The organism is Dokdonella sp. (assembly GCF_019634845.1).
GTDB lineage: Bacteria > Pseudomonadota > Gammaproteobacteria > Xanthomonadales > Rhodanobacteraceae > Dokdonella_A.
Genome location: NZ_JAHCAQ010000014.1, coordinates 1 through 15,015, shown reverse-complemented (window position 1 = coordinate 15,015; position 15,015 = coordinate 1). Strand labels below are relative to the sequence as shown.

At 69.3% G+C, this 15,015-nt stretch carries 12 protein-coding genes; 9 read left to right on the top strand and 3 right to left on the bottom strand.

Annotated elements, in window-relative coordinates; genetic code table 11:
* Positions 1 to 418 precede the first annotated feature (418 nt).
* From KF903_RS10810 to KF903_RS10800, 3 genes are all read left to right on the top strand, one after another.
* Positions 419 to 760 (top strand): hypothetical protein, encoded by a 342-nt coding sequence (locus tag KF903_RS10810; RefSeq protein ID WP_291214530.1) that lies wholly within the window; start codon positions 419 to 421, stop codon positions 758 to 760.
* 103 nt (positions 761 to 863) lie between these two features.
* Complete coding sequence (locus KF903_RS10805) at positions 864 to 1,439, top strand: ECF-type sigma factor (protein WP_291214528.1); 576 nt, start codon at positions 864 to 866, stop codon at positions 1,437 to 1,439.
* A gap of 30 nt (positions 1,440 to 1,469) precedes the next feature.
* Positions 1,470 to 3,947 (top strand): serine/threonine-protein kinase, encoded by a 2,478-nt coding sequence (locus KF903_RS10800; protein ID WP_291214525.1) that lies wholly within the window; start codon positions 1,470 to 1,472, stop codon positions 3,945 to 3,947.
* Between the two features lie 51 nt (positions 3,948 to 3,998).
* Here KF903_RS10800 and KF903_RS10795 read toward each other — a convergent pair whose 3' ends face one another.
* Positions 3,999 to 5,732 carry a DEAD/DEAH box helicase gene (locus KF903_RS10795; protein ID WP_291214522.1) on the bottom strand — a complete coding sequence of 578 codons (1,734 nt, stop codon included), beginning with the start codon at positions 5,730 to 5,732 and terminating at the stop codon, positions 3,999 to 4,001.
* A gap of 246 nt (positions 5,733 to 5,978) precedes the next feature.
* Between KF903_RS10795 and trxA the strand changes: the two genes are divergently transcribed.
* Both trxA and rho read left to right on the top strand, forming a co-directional pair.
* The gene (gene trxA / locus KF903_RS10790) at positions 5,979 to 6,308 is read left to right on the top strand and encodes a thioredoxin TrxA (protein ID WP_291214520.1); all 330 of its coding nucleotides are present in this window, start codon (positions 5,979 to 5,981) and stop codon (positions 6,306 to 6,308) included.
* A gap of 206 nt (positions 6,309 to 6,514) precedes the next feature.
* Complete coding sequence (gene rho / locus KF903_RS10785; RefSeq protein WP_291214517.1) at positions 6,515 to 8,173, top strand: transcription termination factor Rho; 1,659 nt, start codon at positions 6,515 to 6,517, stop codon at positions 8,171 to 8,173.
* An 81-nt stretch (positions 8,174 to 8,254) separates the two neighbouring features.
* Here the strand turns inward: rho and KF903_RS10780 are convergent, their stop codons facing one another.
* Positions 8,255 to 8,710, bottom strand: coding sequence for a DUF3574 domain-containing protein (locus KF903_RS10780; protein ID WP_291214505.1), 456 nt, complete (start codon positions 8,708 to 8,710; stop codon positions 8,255 to 8,257).
* Positions 8,707 to 11,175: a prolyl oligopeptidase family serine peptidase gene (locus KF903_RS10775; protein WP_291214503.1), complete on the bottom strand. Its 2,469-nt coding sequence runs from the start codon at positions 11,173 to 11,175 to the stop codon at positions 8,707 to 8,709. Before KF903_RS10775 ends, KF903_RS10780 begins: the two co-directional genes overlap by 4 nt.
* Before the next feature lie 123 nt (positions 11,176 to 11,298).
* Between KF903_RS10775 and KF903_RS10770 the strand changes: the two genes are divergently transcribed.
* Genes KF903_RS10770 through hemC form a run of 4 tightly spaced genes read left to right on the top strand, consistent with a single transcriptional unit; the run spans position 11,299 to position 14,704 of the window.
* A complete protein-coding gene (locus tag KF903_RS10770) occupies positions 11,299 to 11,976 on the top strand; it encodes a carboxylesterase (RefSeq protein WP_291214501.1) in 678 nt (225 codons plus the stop codon).
* 60 nt (positions 11,977 to 12,036) lie between these two features.
* Positions 12,037 to 13,047: a histidine kinase gene (locus KF903_RS10765; protein WP_291214499.1), complete on the top strand. Its 1,011-nt coding sequence runs from the start codon at positions 12,037 to 12,039 to the stop codon at positions 13,045 to 13,047.
* Positions 13,044 to 13,772 (top strand): LytTR family DNA-binding domain-containing protein, encoded by a 729-nt coding sequence (locus KF903_RS10760; RefSeq protein WP_291214497.1) that lies wholly within the window; start codon positions 13,044 to 13,046, stop codon positions 13,770 to 13,772. The genes KF903_RS10765 and KF903_RS10760 overlap by 4 nt, the downstream gene beginning before the upstream one ends.
* The gene (hemC, locus tag KF903_RS10755) at positions 13,769 to 14,704 is read left to right on the top strand and encodes a hydroxymethylbilane synthase (protein WP_291214495.1); all 936 of its coding nucleotides are present in this window, start codon (positions 13,769 to 13,771) and stop codon (positions 14,702 to 14,704) included. Before KF903_RS10760 ends, hemC begins: the two co-directional genes overlap by 4 nt.
* The last annotated feature ends 311 nt before the right edge of the window (positions 14,705 to 15,015 follow it).

Here is a 15,015-nt window from a genome sequence, read left to right as displayed (position 1 = left end):
GGTCGCGGCAGCAAAACCCGTGATGAGGATCGAGGCCCGTTCCGTCCCGTTGCGGCGAGACAACCTCATCGCCACCTTCCAGCCGCAAGCATCATCGCATCCGCATGCGGATCGGTCGCCGCGCCCGCATGGTCGGCCGACAACACCAAAGCGACGCGTGGCGGTGCGTGTCAAGCGGGTTGTCGCCTATTTCATGCGGCCAATCGCTCGCTTTCCGTGAGGCGATCGGTTTCGCGAAGCGAACCTCCGCGGGTCACGGCAGCGAGCTGCAGCGCATCGAAGATCGACTCAACAATCGACCTCGAAAGCGGTCAGGCTATCGAACGCCTGAGGCCGTGTTCGAGGCTTCCTTCAACCGCGTTGCCCTTTCGCAGTTGAATTCGCCCCCACGCGCACCGTCACGATCCGCAACGACGTGGTGGCGCTGACCCCGACGACGAACCGGCAGACGTGGAGCACCGGTTGCCTCGGTCCCAGCGGCACTTGGGAGTTCAGCCTGCCAGTCGTGGCCGGCGACGCCTGCGAGCTGTCACTGCGTGCTGCGGATGGCGGCACGGCGAACGTCGACAGGGTGCTCGAAGTGGTCGGTGTCGCCAGCAACGACGACTGCGGGCGGGCATCGCGGCTGGACTTCACCAGCGCCGCCACCGCCACGCGCACGCTGCGGGTGCGTGGCTGCAGCGTGAACGCACAGGGCAGCTTCACGCTCGCCTGCCGGCGCATGCTGTCGGACCCGATCTTCCGCAACGGGTCCGACTGAGGTGCCGGGCACCCGCCGGCACGCAGTGGCGCCGGCGGTTGGCGTCCCCGCCGCGCACGGCGCGGCATTGCCTGTCATGGATCGAGCGGTTACCTTTCCGCTCATGGGGGAGACTGCGGGCAACGCCCAAATCGACGATCTGCTGCGTCGCTGGCATGCCGGCGACGCGGCCGCCTTGGAGCGCCTGCTGCCGCTGGTCTACGCCGACCTGCGCCGCATCGCGAGCCGCGTGCTCGACATCACGCCCGGCCACGCGACGCTGCAGACCACCGCGCTCGTGCACGAAGTGCTGCTGCGCCTGCTCGGCCGCGAACCGGCCGCATTCGAAAACGCCGGGCACCTGCTCAACACCGCGGCGCGCATGATGCGCCAGATCCTCGTTAGCCGCGCTCGCGCCGCCACGGCCGACAAGCGCGGCGGGCAATGGCACCGCGACGATTTTGCCGACGCGCTCGACCTGCCGATCCCCGACGGCACCGATCTCATCGTGCTCGATCAGGCCCTCAACGACCTGCACGAAGCGCACGAGCGCATGGCACAGGTCGTGCAGCTGCGTTATTTCGTCGGCCTCGAATTCGCCCAGATCGCCACCGCGCTCGGCACCAGCGAGCGCACCGCGCAGCGCGACTGGCTCACCGCGCACACCTGGTTGCGCCAGCACATGACCGGCCGCGCCTGACGCGGCCGTCGAGCAATCGCGAGGATGACGATGGACCCACGCGAACGCCTTGCCCTCACCCTCGCGCGTGACGCGCTCGACGTGAATCCCGCACAGCGAGGGGGGTGGCTGCGGCAGCACTGCGGTGGCGACGCGCCACTCGCGGAGCGGGTGGCCGAGTTGTTGCGGCAGATCGACCTCGGGCACGAGGTGGCGTCGGCGACGCCGGCGACCGTCGACCCGTTGCTCGGTGAACGCCTCGGCCCGTTCCGCATCGTCGAACGCATCGGCAAAGGCGGCATGGGCGTGGTCTACCGGGGCGTGCGCGAGGGCGCCGACTTCGCGCAACAAGTCGCGCTCAAGCTCATCCGCCGCGGCTTCGATTTCGATGACGTGCAGGCGCGCTTCCTGCGCGAGCGGCGCATCCTGGCGCGGCTGAATCACCCCAATCTCGCCCGCTTCATCGACGGCGGGGTCGCCGCGGACGGGCGGCCGTGGTTTGCGCTGGAATACGTCGAGGGCGACACGATCACGCGCTGGTGCGACGCGCAGCGCCTGTCGGTCCGCGATCGCGTGCGTCTGTTCCTCGATGTCTGCGCCACGGTGCAGTACGCCCATGCGCAGCTGGTCGTGCACCGCGACCTCAAGCCTGCCAACGTGCTGGTCGGCGGCGACGGCACGGTGCGCCTGCTCGACTTCGGCATTGCGCGCCTGCTCGACGGCGGCGACGACGCACCGGCGACGCTGGCCACGCTCGGTGTCGGTCACGCGCTGACCCCCGAATACGCCGCGCCCGAGCAGTTCCTCGGCGAGACCGCCGGCGCCGGCACCGACGTCTATTCACTGGGCGTGATCCTCTACGAACTGGTTACCGGCGCACTGCCGTACGTGGTCGATCGCGGCGATCTCGTTGCGGCCCAGCGCACGGTGCTCGAAACGCTGCCCGACGCGCCAACCCAGGCCATCGCGCGCAGCGAGGCCGGTCGACCCGACGCCGGCACCCGGCTCGCCGCGCGTCGCAGCAGCATCGCCGCCTTCCGCTCGACCGTGCGCGGCGATCTTTCGCGCATCCTCGACAAGGCGTTGGCGAAGGAGCCCGCGCGCCGCTACACCTCGGTCGAAGCCTTCGCCGCCGATCTCGGTCGCTGGCTGACCGGCGAGCCGGTGCATGTTTCGGGCAACGGCGTTGGCTACCGCCTGCGCAAGTTCATCGGCCGCCATCGGCTCGTGGTGGCGCTGGGCGCGCTCGCACTGACGGTGGCCGCGATTGGCCTGACCACCACGGTCTGGCAGATGCGCGAGGCGCGCATCCAGCGCAACGATGCGCTGGCGGCGGCGCGGCGCGCCGATGCCGTCCGCGACTACCTGATGCTCATGCTCGGCACTGCGGGCACGCAGCAGGACAGCAGTCACATCGACGTGCGCGAGGTGTTCCGCAGCGGTGCGCGGCGCCTGCACGATGAGTTCCGCGACCAGCCACGGACGGGACAAAGCGCTGCGCTCATGCTGAGCGATCTGTTCCTGCAGGTGGCCGACCTCGATGGCGCCGGCGCCCTGCTCGAGCAGCTGCTGCAATGGCCCGGCATCGAGGACAACCCTGAGGTGCTGGCCAACGCGCGCTACAACCTCGCCCAGATCGAGATCAGCCGTGGCCACGCGACGCGCGCGCGCGAGCTGCTCCAACAGGCGCAGGACTGGTGGCGCGACCGCCCCGGCGATGTCGCCCTGCTGCGCAATGAAAGCGCATCGACCCAGGCCAAGATCGAGCGCGCCGAGGGCCGCGCCGACCAGGCCATTGCGACCCTGCGTGACGCAGTCGCCGAGCGCGCCCGCTTGCTGGCGCGGCCCGATTTCGAATCGGGCAACCTGCTCAACGCACTGGCGATCGCGTTGTTGCAGGATGGGCAATACGAGGAGGCGCAGGCGCGCGCGGCCGACAGCCATGCGGTGTTCGTGGCGCTGGGGCGCGCCGACTCGGACGGCGCCTTGGCCGCGCTCAACAGTCGCTGCAATGCCGCGGTCATGCTTGGCCATCACGCGAGCTGTGCCGCCGACTATGCAAACATCGTCGCCACGACTCGTGCGCTGTACGGCGACAGTCCCAAGCTCGCCGCCGCACTCAACAACCTCGGCGTCGTGCAGACGCGGCTGGGGCAACGCGACGAGGCCCTGGCAGCTTTGCAGGAAGCGCAGCGCATCGCACTGGCGCAGACCGGGCCGCGCAGTCCGCTGACGGTGACGGTGATGGTGTCACTGGCCGAACTGCACGCACTGCGCGGTGACGCAGTGGCCGGCGGCCGCCTGGCGGATGCCGCACATGACATCGCGCGCGCCGACTACGCCAGCAATCGCAATTTGCTCGCCAGTACGCACCGTGCGCGCGCCCAGGTGCAACTCGCGCACGGCGACCGGGACGCGGCGCGGGCCGAACTGGCCGAAGCCGAGCGGCTGTTTGCGACGACCGGCGCCAGCGGCCAGGCCTACATCCGGCTCATGGCGGGTCTGCGTAAGGCGCTGGCCGACTCCTGAGCGCAGCCACGCCGCGCTGGCCGCGGCAGTCCCTCGACCGCGCGGCTGTACTCAGCGCAGCCCGAAGAAGCGGCCGATGCGGCGGAAGAAGCCCTGCTTGGCGGCGCTCGGTGGCGCCACATGCTGGGGCACGATCTCGGTCGGCTGCGTGCGCGCGTGCTCGCGGCGCGGCTTGCGGCCCTCGCCCTCGCGCGAGGGGGTGTCACGCCCCTGGCCATTGCCGTTGGCAGCGGCCGTCGTCGGCGCCGTTTCGCCATTGCGCTGCTTGTTGCGGCCGCGACCGCCGCGGCGGCGACGCTTGCGTGGAGCCTCGCCATCGGCCAGCACCGCAGCGGCGGCGCCAGCGGGCGCCGCGGCGGCCGCAGCGACGGTTGGCGTGCCGCTGTCATCGCGAGCCGCCGCGCCTTGCGCGTCGTGGGCGCGGCGTGGGCCGCGACTTTCGCCCGCGGTCCGTGCGCCACGGGACGGGCGCGGCCCGTCGTGAGCACGCCGCGAGCGCGGCGCAGCCGCGGCAGCCTTGGGCGGGCCGGCGGTATTGCGCGCATCGTCGGCCGCCTCGGCCTCGGCGTCGGCATCGGCCTTGGGCATCGGCTTGCGCTCGCGCGGCGGCGGCGCCTGCAGCAGGTCGGGCGTGATCGCCGCCGTCGGCACCTTCTGCTCGATGTAAGCCTCGATGTCGGGCAGCGACACGGCGTACAGGTCGCAGGCGAAGCTGATCGCGTCGCCCTCGGCGCCCAGCCGCGCGGTGCGCCCGATGCGGTGCACGTAGTCTTCGGCGTCCTGCGGCAGGTCGTAGTTGAACACGTGGCTGACATCGGGGATGTGCAGGCCGCGCGCGGCCACGTCGGTGGCGACGAGGATTTCGATCTCGCCGCGCTTGAACTTGGCCAGCAAGCGTTCGCGCTTGGCCTGCGGCACGTCGCCCGACAGCGTGGCCACGCCGAAGCCCTGCCGTTCCAGCGCGCGCGTGACCTTCTCGGCCGCGACCTTGGTGTTGACGAACACGATGCTGCGGTGGGTGTCGAGCCGCGACAGCAGGTTGATGAGCAGCGGCAGCTTTTCCTCGCGGGCCGGGAAATACACCAGCTGGCGCACCCGGTCGGCCGTGATCTGGTCGGCCTCGACCGTGAGCTTGTCGGGCTCGTTCATGTGGTCGTAGGCAAGCTCGAGCACGCGATGCGACAGCGTGGCCGAGAACAGCATGCTCTGGCGCTCCTCGCGCGGCGGCATGCGCCGGAACAGGAAGCGGATGTCCTTGATGAAGCCCAGGTCGAACATGCGATCGGCTTCATCGAGCACGACGGCCTCGATGCCATTGAACGAGAACACGTGCTGCTTGAGGTAGTCGATCAGGCGTCCGGGCGTGGCGATGATGAGATCGCAGCCGGCCTTGAGCGCCTCGCGCTGCTTGTCGTAGTCGACGCCGCCGTAGATGAGGGCCGAGCGCAGGCCGGTGTCGCGGCCGATGTTGTGGAAATCCTTGTCGATCTGGATCGCCAGCTCGCGGGTCGGCGCGATCACGAGCGCGCGCGGGTCGGTCAGCTTGCGGTCGTTGCGCGCCGGCCGCTTGAGCAGGCGATCGAGCACGGCGACCAGGAAGGCGCCGGTCTTGCCGGTACCGGTCTGTGCCTGTCCGGCGACATCGCGCCCGGCCAGCGCGACCGGCAGGGTCAACGCCTGGATCGGCGTGCAGCGCGTGAATCCGGCGGCATGCAGACCCGACAGCAGGTCGGGGTGCAGATTGAAACTCTCGAAGGTGATATCGGTCAGTGGTTGCTGTGACATGGACGTCATCTGGTGGTGAGGGCGACCAAGCCAAGGGCCGCGGCATACGTGGCGCACCCTGGCAAAGGCACGAGGCGCGCCCTTGAGTCGTGGCGAGGGCATCCCCAACTTGCGCGTTCCGGCGGTTTGGGCTCAAATGCAGTCTGCACCCCGCCCGTTACTTCGACAGCGCACGCCGGCGCAGTCCGCAAGTGTAGCGCAACCCCGCCCGTGACGCGCGCAGCCCGTTTCCTGGAGAGTTTCCCCGTGAGCGAACACATTGCCCAGATCAGCGACGACCAGTTCGAGGAACAGGTCCTCAAGTCCAGCGAGCCCGTGCTGGTCGACTTCTGGGCCGAATGGTGCGGACCGTGCAAGATGATCGCGCCGATGCTCGATGACCTGGCCGCGAGCTACCAGGGCAAGCTCAAGGTGGCCAAGATCAACATCGACCACAACCAGAAGACCCCGCGCGCCTACAACGTGCGTGGCATCCCGACCCTCATGATCTTCCGGGACGGCAAGGTGCAGGCGACCCAGATCGGCGCGGTCAGCAAGACCCAGCTGGCGCAGATCATCGACAAGGCGATCGCCTGAACGACAGCGAATCGGCGGCCGCGGCATGCCGCATGCGCCGCCCCGGGCGCACCGCCTTGCCGCCGCGCCACCCCCGTTCCCTGCTGGACGCCCGCGAAACGCGGTGCTAAGTTGACCACCGAACGCCGCAGCCGCTCGCACGGCGCGCTTCCTTTCCGGTTCATTCCCTCCCCTGTTCCTGCAACGGCGCCCAGCGAGGTTTGCCCGTGTCCGAAAACGAAACTCCCGAAGGCGGCCAGCCGGCCGCTCCCGAAACCCGTGCTCAACCGCGCCAGCGCGCGCCGCGCGCATCGAGCGCCGCGACCACGGCCGAGGCCGCGCCACCGCCACCGGCAGCGGCAGCGCAACCCGATTCCGCGCCGCCACCCGCGGCCGCCGAAGCCGGCTCCGGCGAGCCGGCAGGCGGTGATGGCCAGGCGCAGGGGCAACCAGGTCAGCGCCAAGGTGGCCAGCAGCAACAGGGCCAGGGCGGGCGCCGCAACCGGCGCGACCGCCGCAATCGCCATGGCGGCGGTGGCGGCGGCGGCAACGCGCAGGGCGGCCGCAACAATCCGCAGTTCGATGACGAGGAATACGACGAGAAGAACCTCGCCACCGGACCACTGATCGACCTCAACGAGCTCAAGCGCAAGACTGCGGCCGACCTGCTCTCCTTCGCCGAGGAACTCGGCATCCAGGAAGGTGTCGCGCGTGCGCGCAAGCAGGACATCATCTTCCTCGTGCTCAAGGCGCATGCGCGCGCCGGTGGTGGCATCTACGGCGAGGGCGTGCTCGAGATCCTGCAGGACGGCTTCGGCTTCCTGCGCGGTTTCGATGCGAGCTATCTGGCGGGTCCCGACGACATCTACATCTCGCCCTCGCAGATCCGCCGCTTCAACCTGCGCACCGGCGACTACATCACCGGCCGCGTGCGTCCGCCCAAGGAGGGCGAGCGCTATTTCGCGCTGCTCAAGGTCGACACGATCAACGGCGAGCCGCCCGAAGCATCCAAGAACAAGGTGCTGTTCGAGAACCTGACGCCGCTGTTCCCGCGCAAGGCATTCCATCTCGAGCGCGGCAACGGTTCGTCGGAGGACATCACGGGCCGCATCCTCGATCTCGTCGCACCGATCGGCCGCGGCCAACGCGGCCTCATCGTCAGCCAGCCCAAGGCCGGCAAGACGATGATGCTGCAGAACGTCGCCCAGGCGCTGGTCCACAACCATCCCGACGCGCACCTGATCATGCTGCTGATCGACGAGCGTCCCGAAGAAGTCACCGAAATGCAGCGCAGCGTGCGCGCCGAGATCGTCGCCTCGACGTTCGACGAACCGGCCGTGCGCCACGTGCAGGTGGCCGAGATGGTGATCGAGCGCGCCAAGCGCCTGGTCGAGCACAAGAAGGACGTGGTGATCCTGCTCGATTCGATCACGCGCCTGGCGCGTGCCTACAACACCGTGGTGCCGAGCTCGGGCAAGGTGCTCACGGGCGGTGTCGACGCCAATGCGCTGCAGCGGCCCAAGCGCTTTTTCGGCGCGGCGCGCAACGTCGAGGAAGGCGGCAGCCTCACGATCATCGCCACCGCGCTGATCGACACCGGCTCGAAGATGGACGAGGTGATCTACGAGGAATTCAAGGGCACCGGCAACATGGAAGTGCACCTCAACCGCCGCATCGCCGAGAAGCGCGTGTATCCGGCCATCGACATCAACCGTTCGGGCACGCGCCGCGAGGATCTGCTGATCGACCCCGATCAACTGCAGAAGATCTGGATCCTGCGCAAGCTCCTGCATCCGATGGATGAACTGGCGGCGATGGAGTTCATGCTCGACAAGATGAAGAACACCAAGACCAACGACGAGTTCTTCGGCGCGATGAAGCGCTGAGGTTCATCGTCGGCAAGCCACCGTCACGGGCCGGCCATGCGCCGGCCCGTTTGCGTGGTGCGGGCCCGATCGCCCGCGTCCTCAGCGCGTCACGCAGACGTTGCCGCGTTCGCGCAGCACCGATTGCTGGGCGAAGCGCTCGCGGTAATGCGCGATCGCCGCGCGCACGCGCTCGTCGGCGGCGAGATCGTCGACGTGGATCGCGACCACGATGCGCGTGCCTTCGCTCAGCAGCCGGCCCTGCGCATCCCGCCAGCGGCCCTGCGCCGCCACCACGCTGTAGCCTTGCGGGAACGTCACCGCGAGCACTTCGTCGGCGTAGCGCTGCCAGGCCGCATCGTCGACCTCGCCACCACCGTTGATCGCGCGACCGAAATAGAGCGTGTCGCGACCCAATGCCTGCTCGTCGAGCCGGCAACCCAGATGATGGTCGTATTTCCAGTCGAGCCGCGTGCCCGGCGCGGCGCAGCCGGCGAGCAGCACCGTGGCCAGCCAGGCGGCGCCAGCGCCGGTCGCGCGAACGTGCCGCGCGCTCATTGCAGGCGCGTCCGCAGCAGGCGATGCACGCGCTTGTACTCGTCGAGCCACGAATCGGCATGCACGAAGCCGTGGCGCTCGAGCGGGTAACCGGCCAGTTCGAAATCGTCCTTGTGCAACTCGATGAGCTTCTGGTACAGCCGCACCGAATCCTCGAACAGCACGTTGTCGTCGATCATGCCGTGCGCGATCAGCAACGAACCCTTGAGGCCCTCGGCGAACTCCAGCGGCGAGGAGCGCGCATAGGCGAGCGGGTCGATCTGGGGCGTGTTGAGGATGTTGGAGGTGTACTCGTGGTTGTACTGCACCCAGTCGGTGACCGGTCGCAGTGCCGCGCCGGCCTTGAACACCTCGGGCGCGCGGAACAGTGCCATCAGGGTCATGAAGCCACCATAGGATCCGCCGTACAGACCGACGCGATCGGGATCGCCGGCAGCGTGCTGTTCGAGCCAGTGCACGCCGTCGATGAGGTCCTCGAGCTCGGGATGGCCCATGTTGCGGTAGATCGCGGTGCGCCAGTCGCGGCCGTAGCCCTCGCTCGCGCGATAGTCCATGTCGAGCACGACAAAACCTTCCTCGGCGAGCAGGTTGTGGAACATCTGCTCGCGGAAGTAGCTCGGATAGCCCAGGTGCACATTCTGCAGGTAGCCGGCGCCGTGCACGAACAGCACGATCGGATGCTTCCGGGTCGCATCGAAGTCGCGTGGCCGGTACAGCTTGGCGTAGATCGGCGCCTTGGTGTGACTCGACGGGACTGCGACGATCTGCGGCTGGATCCAGTCGATGGCCTTGAACGGCGCGCTGCGCGTGTCGGTGAGTTCACGCACCGCGCCGTCGGCGATCTCGACCACGGCGAGCTGCGCCGGCACGTAGGCGCTGGAATGGCTGACCGCCAGGCGCTTGCCGTCGGGCGACAATGCGAAGTCGTTGATCGCCTTGAAGCGCGTGATGCGCTCGAGCGGCCCGCCGTCGAGTGCGACGCGGTACAGGTCGTAGCTGTAGGGCGCCTCGACGTTGGCACGCAGGTAGAACCAGCGCCCGTCGGGCGACAGCAGCGGTGACGACACCTCGAACGTGCCGTGGGTCAACGCACGCGCCTGGCCGCCGATCGGCCGCGTGTAGAGCTGTGAATAGCCCGATTCCTCGGACAGGTACCACAGCGTGCGGTTGTCGCGGGCCCAGCCGAAATCGTTGAAGTTCCAGTTGATCCAGGCCGGGTCGGTCAGACGGTGTTCGCTGCGCAGCGTGGCCTTGGCCAGGTCGACGCTCACGATCCAGCGGTCCTTGTTGTCGATCGCACGGATCTGGATCGCGAGCTGGCTGCCGTCCTCGCTCCAGACGATGCCGCCGCCACCGCCATCATCGCCGCGCGAAACGATGCGCACGGCGCGTTGGCTGGGTTCGGCAGGCTCGGCCTTGGCCTTGACGCGGGTACCGGTGCGCGTCGCTGCGCGGGTGCTGGCCGGCGCAGCGGCCGCGTCGCTGGCGCTGCCCTGCTGGGCCGCATGCCGCGCATTTTCCTCGCGCACGGCCTTGAGCGGGTCGTCGTGGATGCCGGGCAGCGTATCCATGGCCAGCGCGCGCTGGCTGTGCCCGCGCAGGTCGAGCAGCAGCAGCGACTGCGGCGCCGGGTCGTTGCGGCCCACGCGCGTGCGCTCGTCCTCCTGCTCCTCGTAGCCCGATTCGGTGACGAAACGCTGCAGCTTGCCCTGCTTGCCGGCGTCGTAACCCTTGGGCGAGGTCACCACCAGCAGCCAGCGCCCGTCGGGCGACAACGAACTGCCCTGCACCTGCACCGCGTCGCCGAGATAGAACGGCAGCGGCGCCCGCGTGGGATCGCCGTTGGTGAACGTCTCGACATGCTGCCGCCGCGCCTCGCGGTCGGCCTTGAGCTGGCGCAAGGTGGCGAAATAGCGCAGTTGCTGCGCTTCCAGCGCATCGGGCTGCTTGGCCTGCGGGTCCTTCTGCAGGCGCAGCTCGGCGGCCGGTGTGCTGACCGCGGCGGCGATGTCGTAGACGAACCAGTCGTCGCCGCTGCGGTAGTGCAGCGCGCGGCCATCGGCCGAGAACTGTGGTGAGGATTCGACCTGCGGCGAGCGCGTGACCTGGGTCAGGCGACCGCTGGCAAGCTCGCGGATGAAGACATCCCCGTTGCGCACGAACGCCGCACGGCTGCCGCTGCGATCGGGGACCGCGTCGGCGCCGTCACTGGTGGCCATCGCCGCCGGATCGACCACCACGTCGCTGCCATCGGCAAGTCCGACGCGGTGCAGGTCGCGCACGGGCGAGCCCGCGCGCTTGAGCCAGTAATGGACGCTGCGCCCATCGACGCTCCAGTACGGGCGTTCGACCGGCGGACCGATCCAGTCGGGATCGGCCATCGCCTGCTCGAGCGTGGTCGCCCGCAGCGGAGCGCCGATCAGGGTGAGCAGGGCCGTGAAGGCGGCCAGCCAGATGCGCTGCATGAGTCAATCCCCGCTGCCGAAAGCAGGCAGGATAGCGCCGCAGCCGCGGCCCGGCCCGGGTCGAAAGTCAGAGGGCGCTTGGCAAACGCATCGGCTGCGGGCAGCCTTGCAGCCTTGCCGCCCATGGAGAACCGCGTGAGCCTGCCCTGCGTCGAGATCGAGACCGCCGCACAGCCCCTGCATGCCGTGATCTGGCTGCATGGACTGGGTGCCGATGGCAACGACTTCACCCCGATCATCCCGCAACTGGTCGATCGGGACTGGCCGGCGCTGCGTTTCGTGTTTCCGCATGCACCGGTGCGGCCGGTCACGGTCAATGGCGGCGTGCCGATGCGTGCCTGGTACGACATCGCCGGCGTGCGCATCGAGGACAAGCAGGATGAAGCCGGCCTGCGCACCTCGATCGCGGCAGTGGAGCAGCTCATCGCGCGCGAAGTGGCGCGGGGCGTGTCCTCGCGCCACGTCCTGCTCGCCGGATTCTCGCAAGGCGGCGCGGTCGCACTCGCCACGGGCCTGCGTCATCCGGCACCGCTGGCCGGCATCGTCGCGCTGTCGACCTATCTCATGCTCGGCGAGCGCCTGGCGACGGAAGGCGCGCCGGCGAACGCGCACCTGCCGATCTTCATGGCCCATGGCAGCCTCGATCCGGTGGTGCCGCAGGCGCTGGGCATGGCCGCGCGCGACGCACTGCTCGTGCGCGGGCATACGGTGGCCTGGCACGGCTATCCGATGGCGCACCAGGTGTGCCTGGAGGAAATCGCCGATCTGCGCGCCTGGATCGGCGCCCACCTGTTCGCGTGAACGGCGATGACCCGACGCGCCGCCGCTGCCGATCGCGCGTCACCTGCGTCGGGCGCATGGATGCCGACGTTCTGCAGCACGCCGACGCTGTTCGTCCTCATGATCATCGGCGAGCTGGTGGCGCTGGTGATCGTGCTGGCGCCGCAGGACAGCCCGCGCGAATGGCTGCCGCGGCTGGCCACCACCAGCGTCTACGTGCAATGGCTCGTGCTGCTCGATGCGGTCGTGCTGTGTTCGCTGCGTGAGCCGTTGCAGCGCCTGCTCACCGCGATCGGCTTCGTCGTGGCCTGGAGCATGGCCGTCGTGACCACCACGCTGGCGAGCTGGGTGGTGTGCCGCATCGACCAATCGCTGGCCCTCAACCTGACCGTGCCGGTCAGCGAAACCGCGCGCTTCGTGTTCGCCAACGCGGCGATCAGTGCGCTGATCGCGGCCGCCACCTTGCGTTACCTGTTCGTGCTCGAGCAGTGGCGCGAGCGCGTGCAGGCGGCCGCCAAGGCCCAGGTCGAGGCGCTGCAGGCGCGCATCCGGCCACATTTCCTGTTCAACAGCATGAACACGATCGCCGGCCTCATCCGCAGCCGGCCGGAGGCCGCCGAGCGCACGGTGGAAGACCTCGCCGAGCTGTTCCGCGCCGCGCTCGGCCCCGACAGCCGACCCGCTACCCTTGGTGAGGAGCTCGACCTCATCGACCGCTATCTCGACATCGAGCGTCTGCGGCTCGGCGAGCGCCTGCGCGTCGAACTCGACGTCGGCGCATTGCCGCGTGACCTGCCGCTGCCGCGCCTGCTGCTGCAACCACTGGTCGAGAATGCGATCTACCACGGCATCCAGCCGTTGCCCGCCGGCGGCACGCTGTCGATCCGCGGCGAACGGCACGCTGGCATGGTCGACATCGTGTTCACCAATCCGCTGCCGACCGGCGCCAGCGCAAGCCGCAACGGCATCGCACTGGCCAACGTGCGTGCGCGCATCGGCTACCATTTCGGCTCGCGCGCCGAGCTGCGCGTGGAGCCGCAGGCCGACTGCTTCGTCGTGCGCGTGCGGCTGCCGGAGGAAGCAGGCCGATGAAGACACTGATCGTCGACGACGAACCGCTGGCACGCGAGCGCCTGCGCGCGCTGCTGGCCGAAATCGACGGCGTCGATGTCGTCGGCGAGGCCGGCGATGGCGCGGCCGCGCTGGCGGCAGTGGAACGACTGCAACCCGAGCTCGTGCTGCTCGACATCCGCATGCCCGGCATCGATGGCCTGGAAACCGCGCGCCACCTGGCCGATTTCGAATCGCCACCGGCGGTGGTGTTCTGCACGGCCTACGGCGACCACGCGCTGGAGGCATTCGAGGCCAATGCGGTCGACTACCTGCTCAAACCCGTGCGCAGCGAACGCCTGCGTGCTGCGCTCGACAAGGCGCGGCGCTGGACTGCGCAGGACACCCGCGCCACCGCCCGCACACCTGGCGCGGCGCGCTCGCACCTGTGCGCGCGCGTACGAGGCAGCCTGCTGCTGATCCCGATCGGGGATGTGTACTATCTGCTGGCCGAGGACAAGTACGTGATCGTCTGCCACCAGGGCGGCCAGTTGCTGATCGAGGAACCGCTCAAGGCACTGGAAGAAGAGTTCGGCGAGCGTTTCGTGCGCATCCACCGCAACTGCCTCGTGGCGCGCGAACGCCTCACCGGCCTCAAGCGCGACGCGCAGGGACACCTGGTGGCGGTCGTCGCCGGCGTCGACGCGCCGCTGGAGATCAGCCGGCGCAACCTGCCCATGCTGCGCAAACTCATCAAGACACTATGAACACGCTACGCATCGCCACCCGCCAGAGCGCGCTCGCGCTGTGGCAAGCCGAACACGTCGCCGCGCGCCTGCGGGCGGCGCACCGCGACCTGCACGTCGAACTGGTGCCGATGACGACGCGCGGCGATCAGATCCTCGATCGGCCGCTGGCCGCGATCGGCGGCAAGGGCCTGTTCCTCAAGGAGCTCGAGATCGCGCTGCAGGAACGCCGCGCCGACATTGCCGTGCACTCGCTCAAGGACGTACCGATGACGCTGGAGCCGGGCTTCGCGATCGCCGCCGTGCTCGAGCGCGCCGATCCGGCCGATGCGTTCGTCAGCGTGCGCCACCAGCAACTGGCCGAGCTGCCACCCGGCGCCCGCGTCGGCACCTCGTCGCTGCGCCGCCAGGCGCAGTTGCGCGCGCTGCGCCCGGACTTGCGCATCGTCGACCTGCGCGGCAACGTCAACACGCGGCTGGCCAAGCTCGATGCCGGCGACTACGACGCGATCGTGCTGGCCTGCGCCGGCCTCGACCGCCTCGGCCTGGCGGCGCGCATCCGCTCGCGCCTGTGCGCGCCGGATTGGCTATGCGCGGTCGGGCAGGGCGCGATCGCGATCGAAGCACGCACCGACGATGCCGCGGCCGCCGCGTGGGTGGCACCGCTCAACGATGCCGCCACGCGCCGCTGCACCGACGCCGAGCGCGCGATGAGCACGGCGCTGCACGGCAGCTGCAACGTGCCGATCGCCGGCCATGCGCTCGAAACCGAGACCGGCCTCACGTTATGGGGGCTGGTCGGCGACGTGCAATCGGGCCGCCTGCTGCGCGCCGAGGCCAGCGCCACGCCCGATGCACCACAGGCGCTGGGGCAGCGCGTGGCCGACCTGCTGCGCGCGCAGGGCGCCGACGCCTTGCTCGCCGGCCATGCCGGCGCCACCGCGTCGGACTGAAGGCGCGGGGGTTGGCGCACGTTCGTGGTGGGTCCGATGGGTGTCGGTCAGGCGGCTTGCGCCGGTTGGCTTGGGCGCTGATTCGATCGTTGGCTTCTTTGCGAAAACCGACTCACGTCCGTGGTGGGTTCGTTGTGCATCGGTGGGCGGCATGCGCCGGTTGGCTTGGGCGCTGATTCGATCGTTGGCTTCTTTGCGAAAACCGACTCACGTCCGTGGTGGGTTCGTTGTGCATCGGTGGGCGGCTTGCGCCGGTTGGCTTGGGCGCTGATTCGATCGTCGGCTTCTTTGCGAAAACCGACTCACGTCCG

Coding starts and splice junctions, on each gene's coding strand:
- KF903_RS10805 (WP_291214528.1), top strand. CDS start 864: ATGGGGGAGACTGCGGGCAACGCCCAAATCGACGATCTGCTGCGTCGC.
- KF903_RS10800 (WP_291214525.1), top strand. CDS start 1,470: ATGGACCCACGCGAACGCCTTGCCCTCACCCTCGCGCGTGACGCGCTC.
- KF903_RS10795 (WP_291214522.1), bottom strand. CDS start 5,732: ATGTCACAGCAACCACTGACCGATATCACCTTCGAGAGTTTCAATCTG.
- KF903_RS10780 (WP_291214505.1), bottom strand. CDS start 8,710: ATGAGCGCGCGGCACGTTCGCGCGACCGGCGCTGGCGCCGCCTGGCTG.
- KF903_RS10775 (WP_291214503.1), bottom strand. CDS start 11,175: ATGCAGCGCATCTGGCTGGCCGCCTTCACGGCCCTGCTCACCCTGATC.
- KF903_RS10770 (WP_291214501.1), top strand. CDS start 11,299: ATGGAGAACCGCGTGAGCCTGCCCTGCGTCGAGATCGAGACCGCCGCA.
- KF903_RS10765 (WP_291214499.1), top strand. CDS start 12,037: ATGCCGACGTTCTGCAGCACGCCGACGCTGTTCGTCCTCATGATCATC.
- KF903_RS10760 (WP_291214497.1), top strand. CDS start 13,044: ATGAAGACACTGATCGTCGACGACGAACCGCTGGCACGCGAGCGCCTG.
- hemC (WP_291214495.1), top strand. CDS start 13,769: ATGAACACGCTACGCATCGCCACCCGCCAGAGCGCGCTCGCGCTGTGG.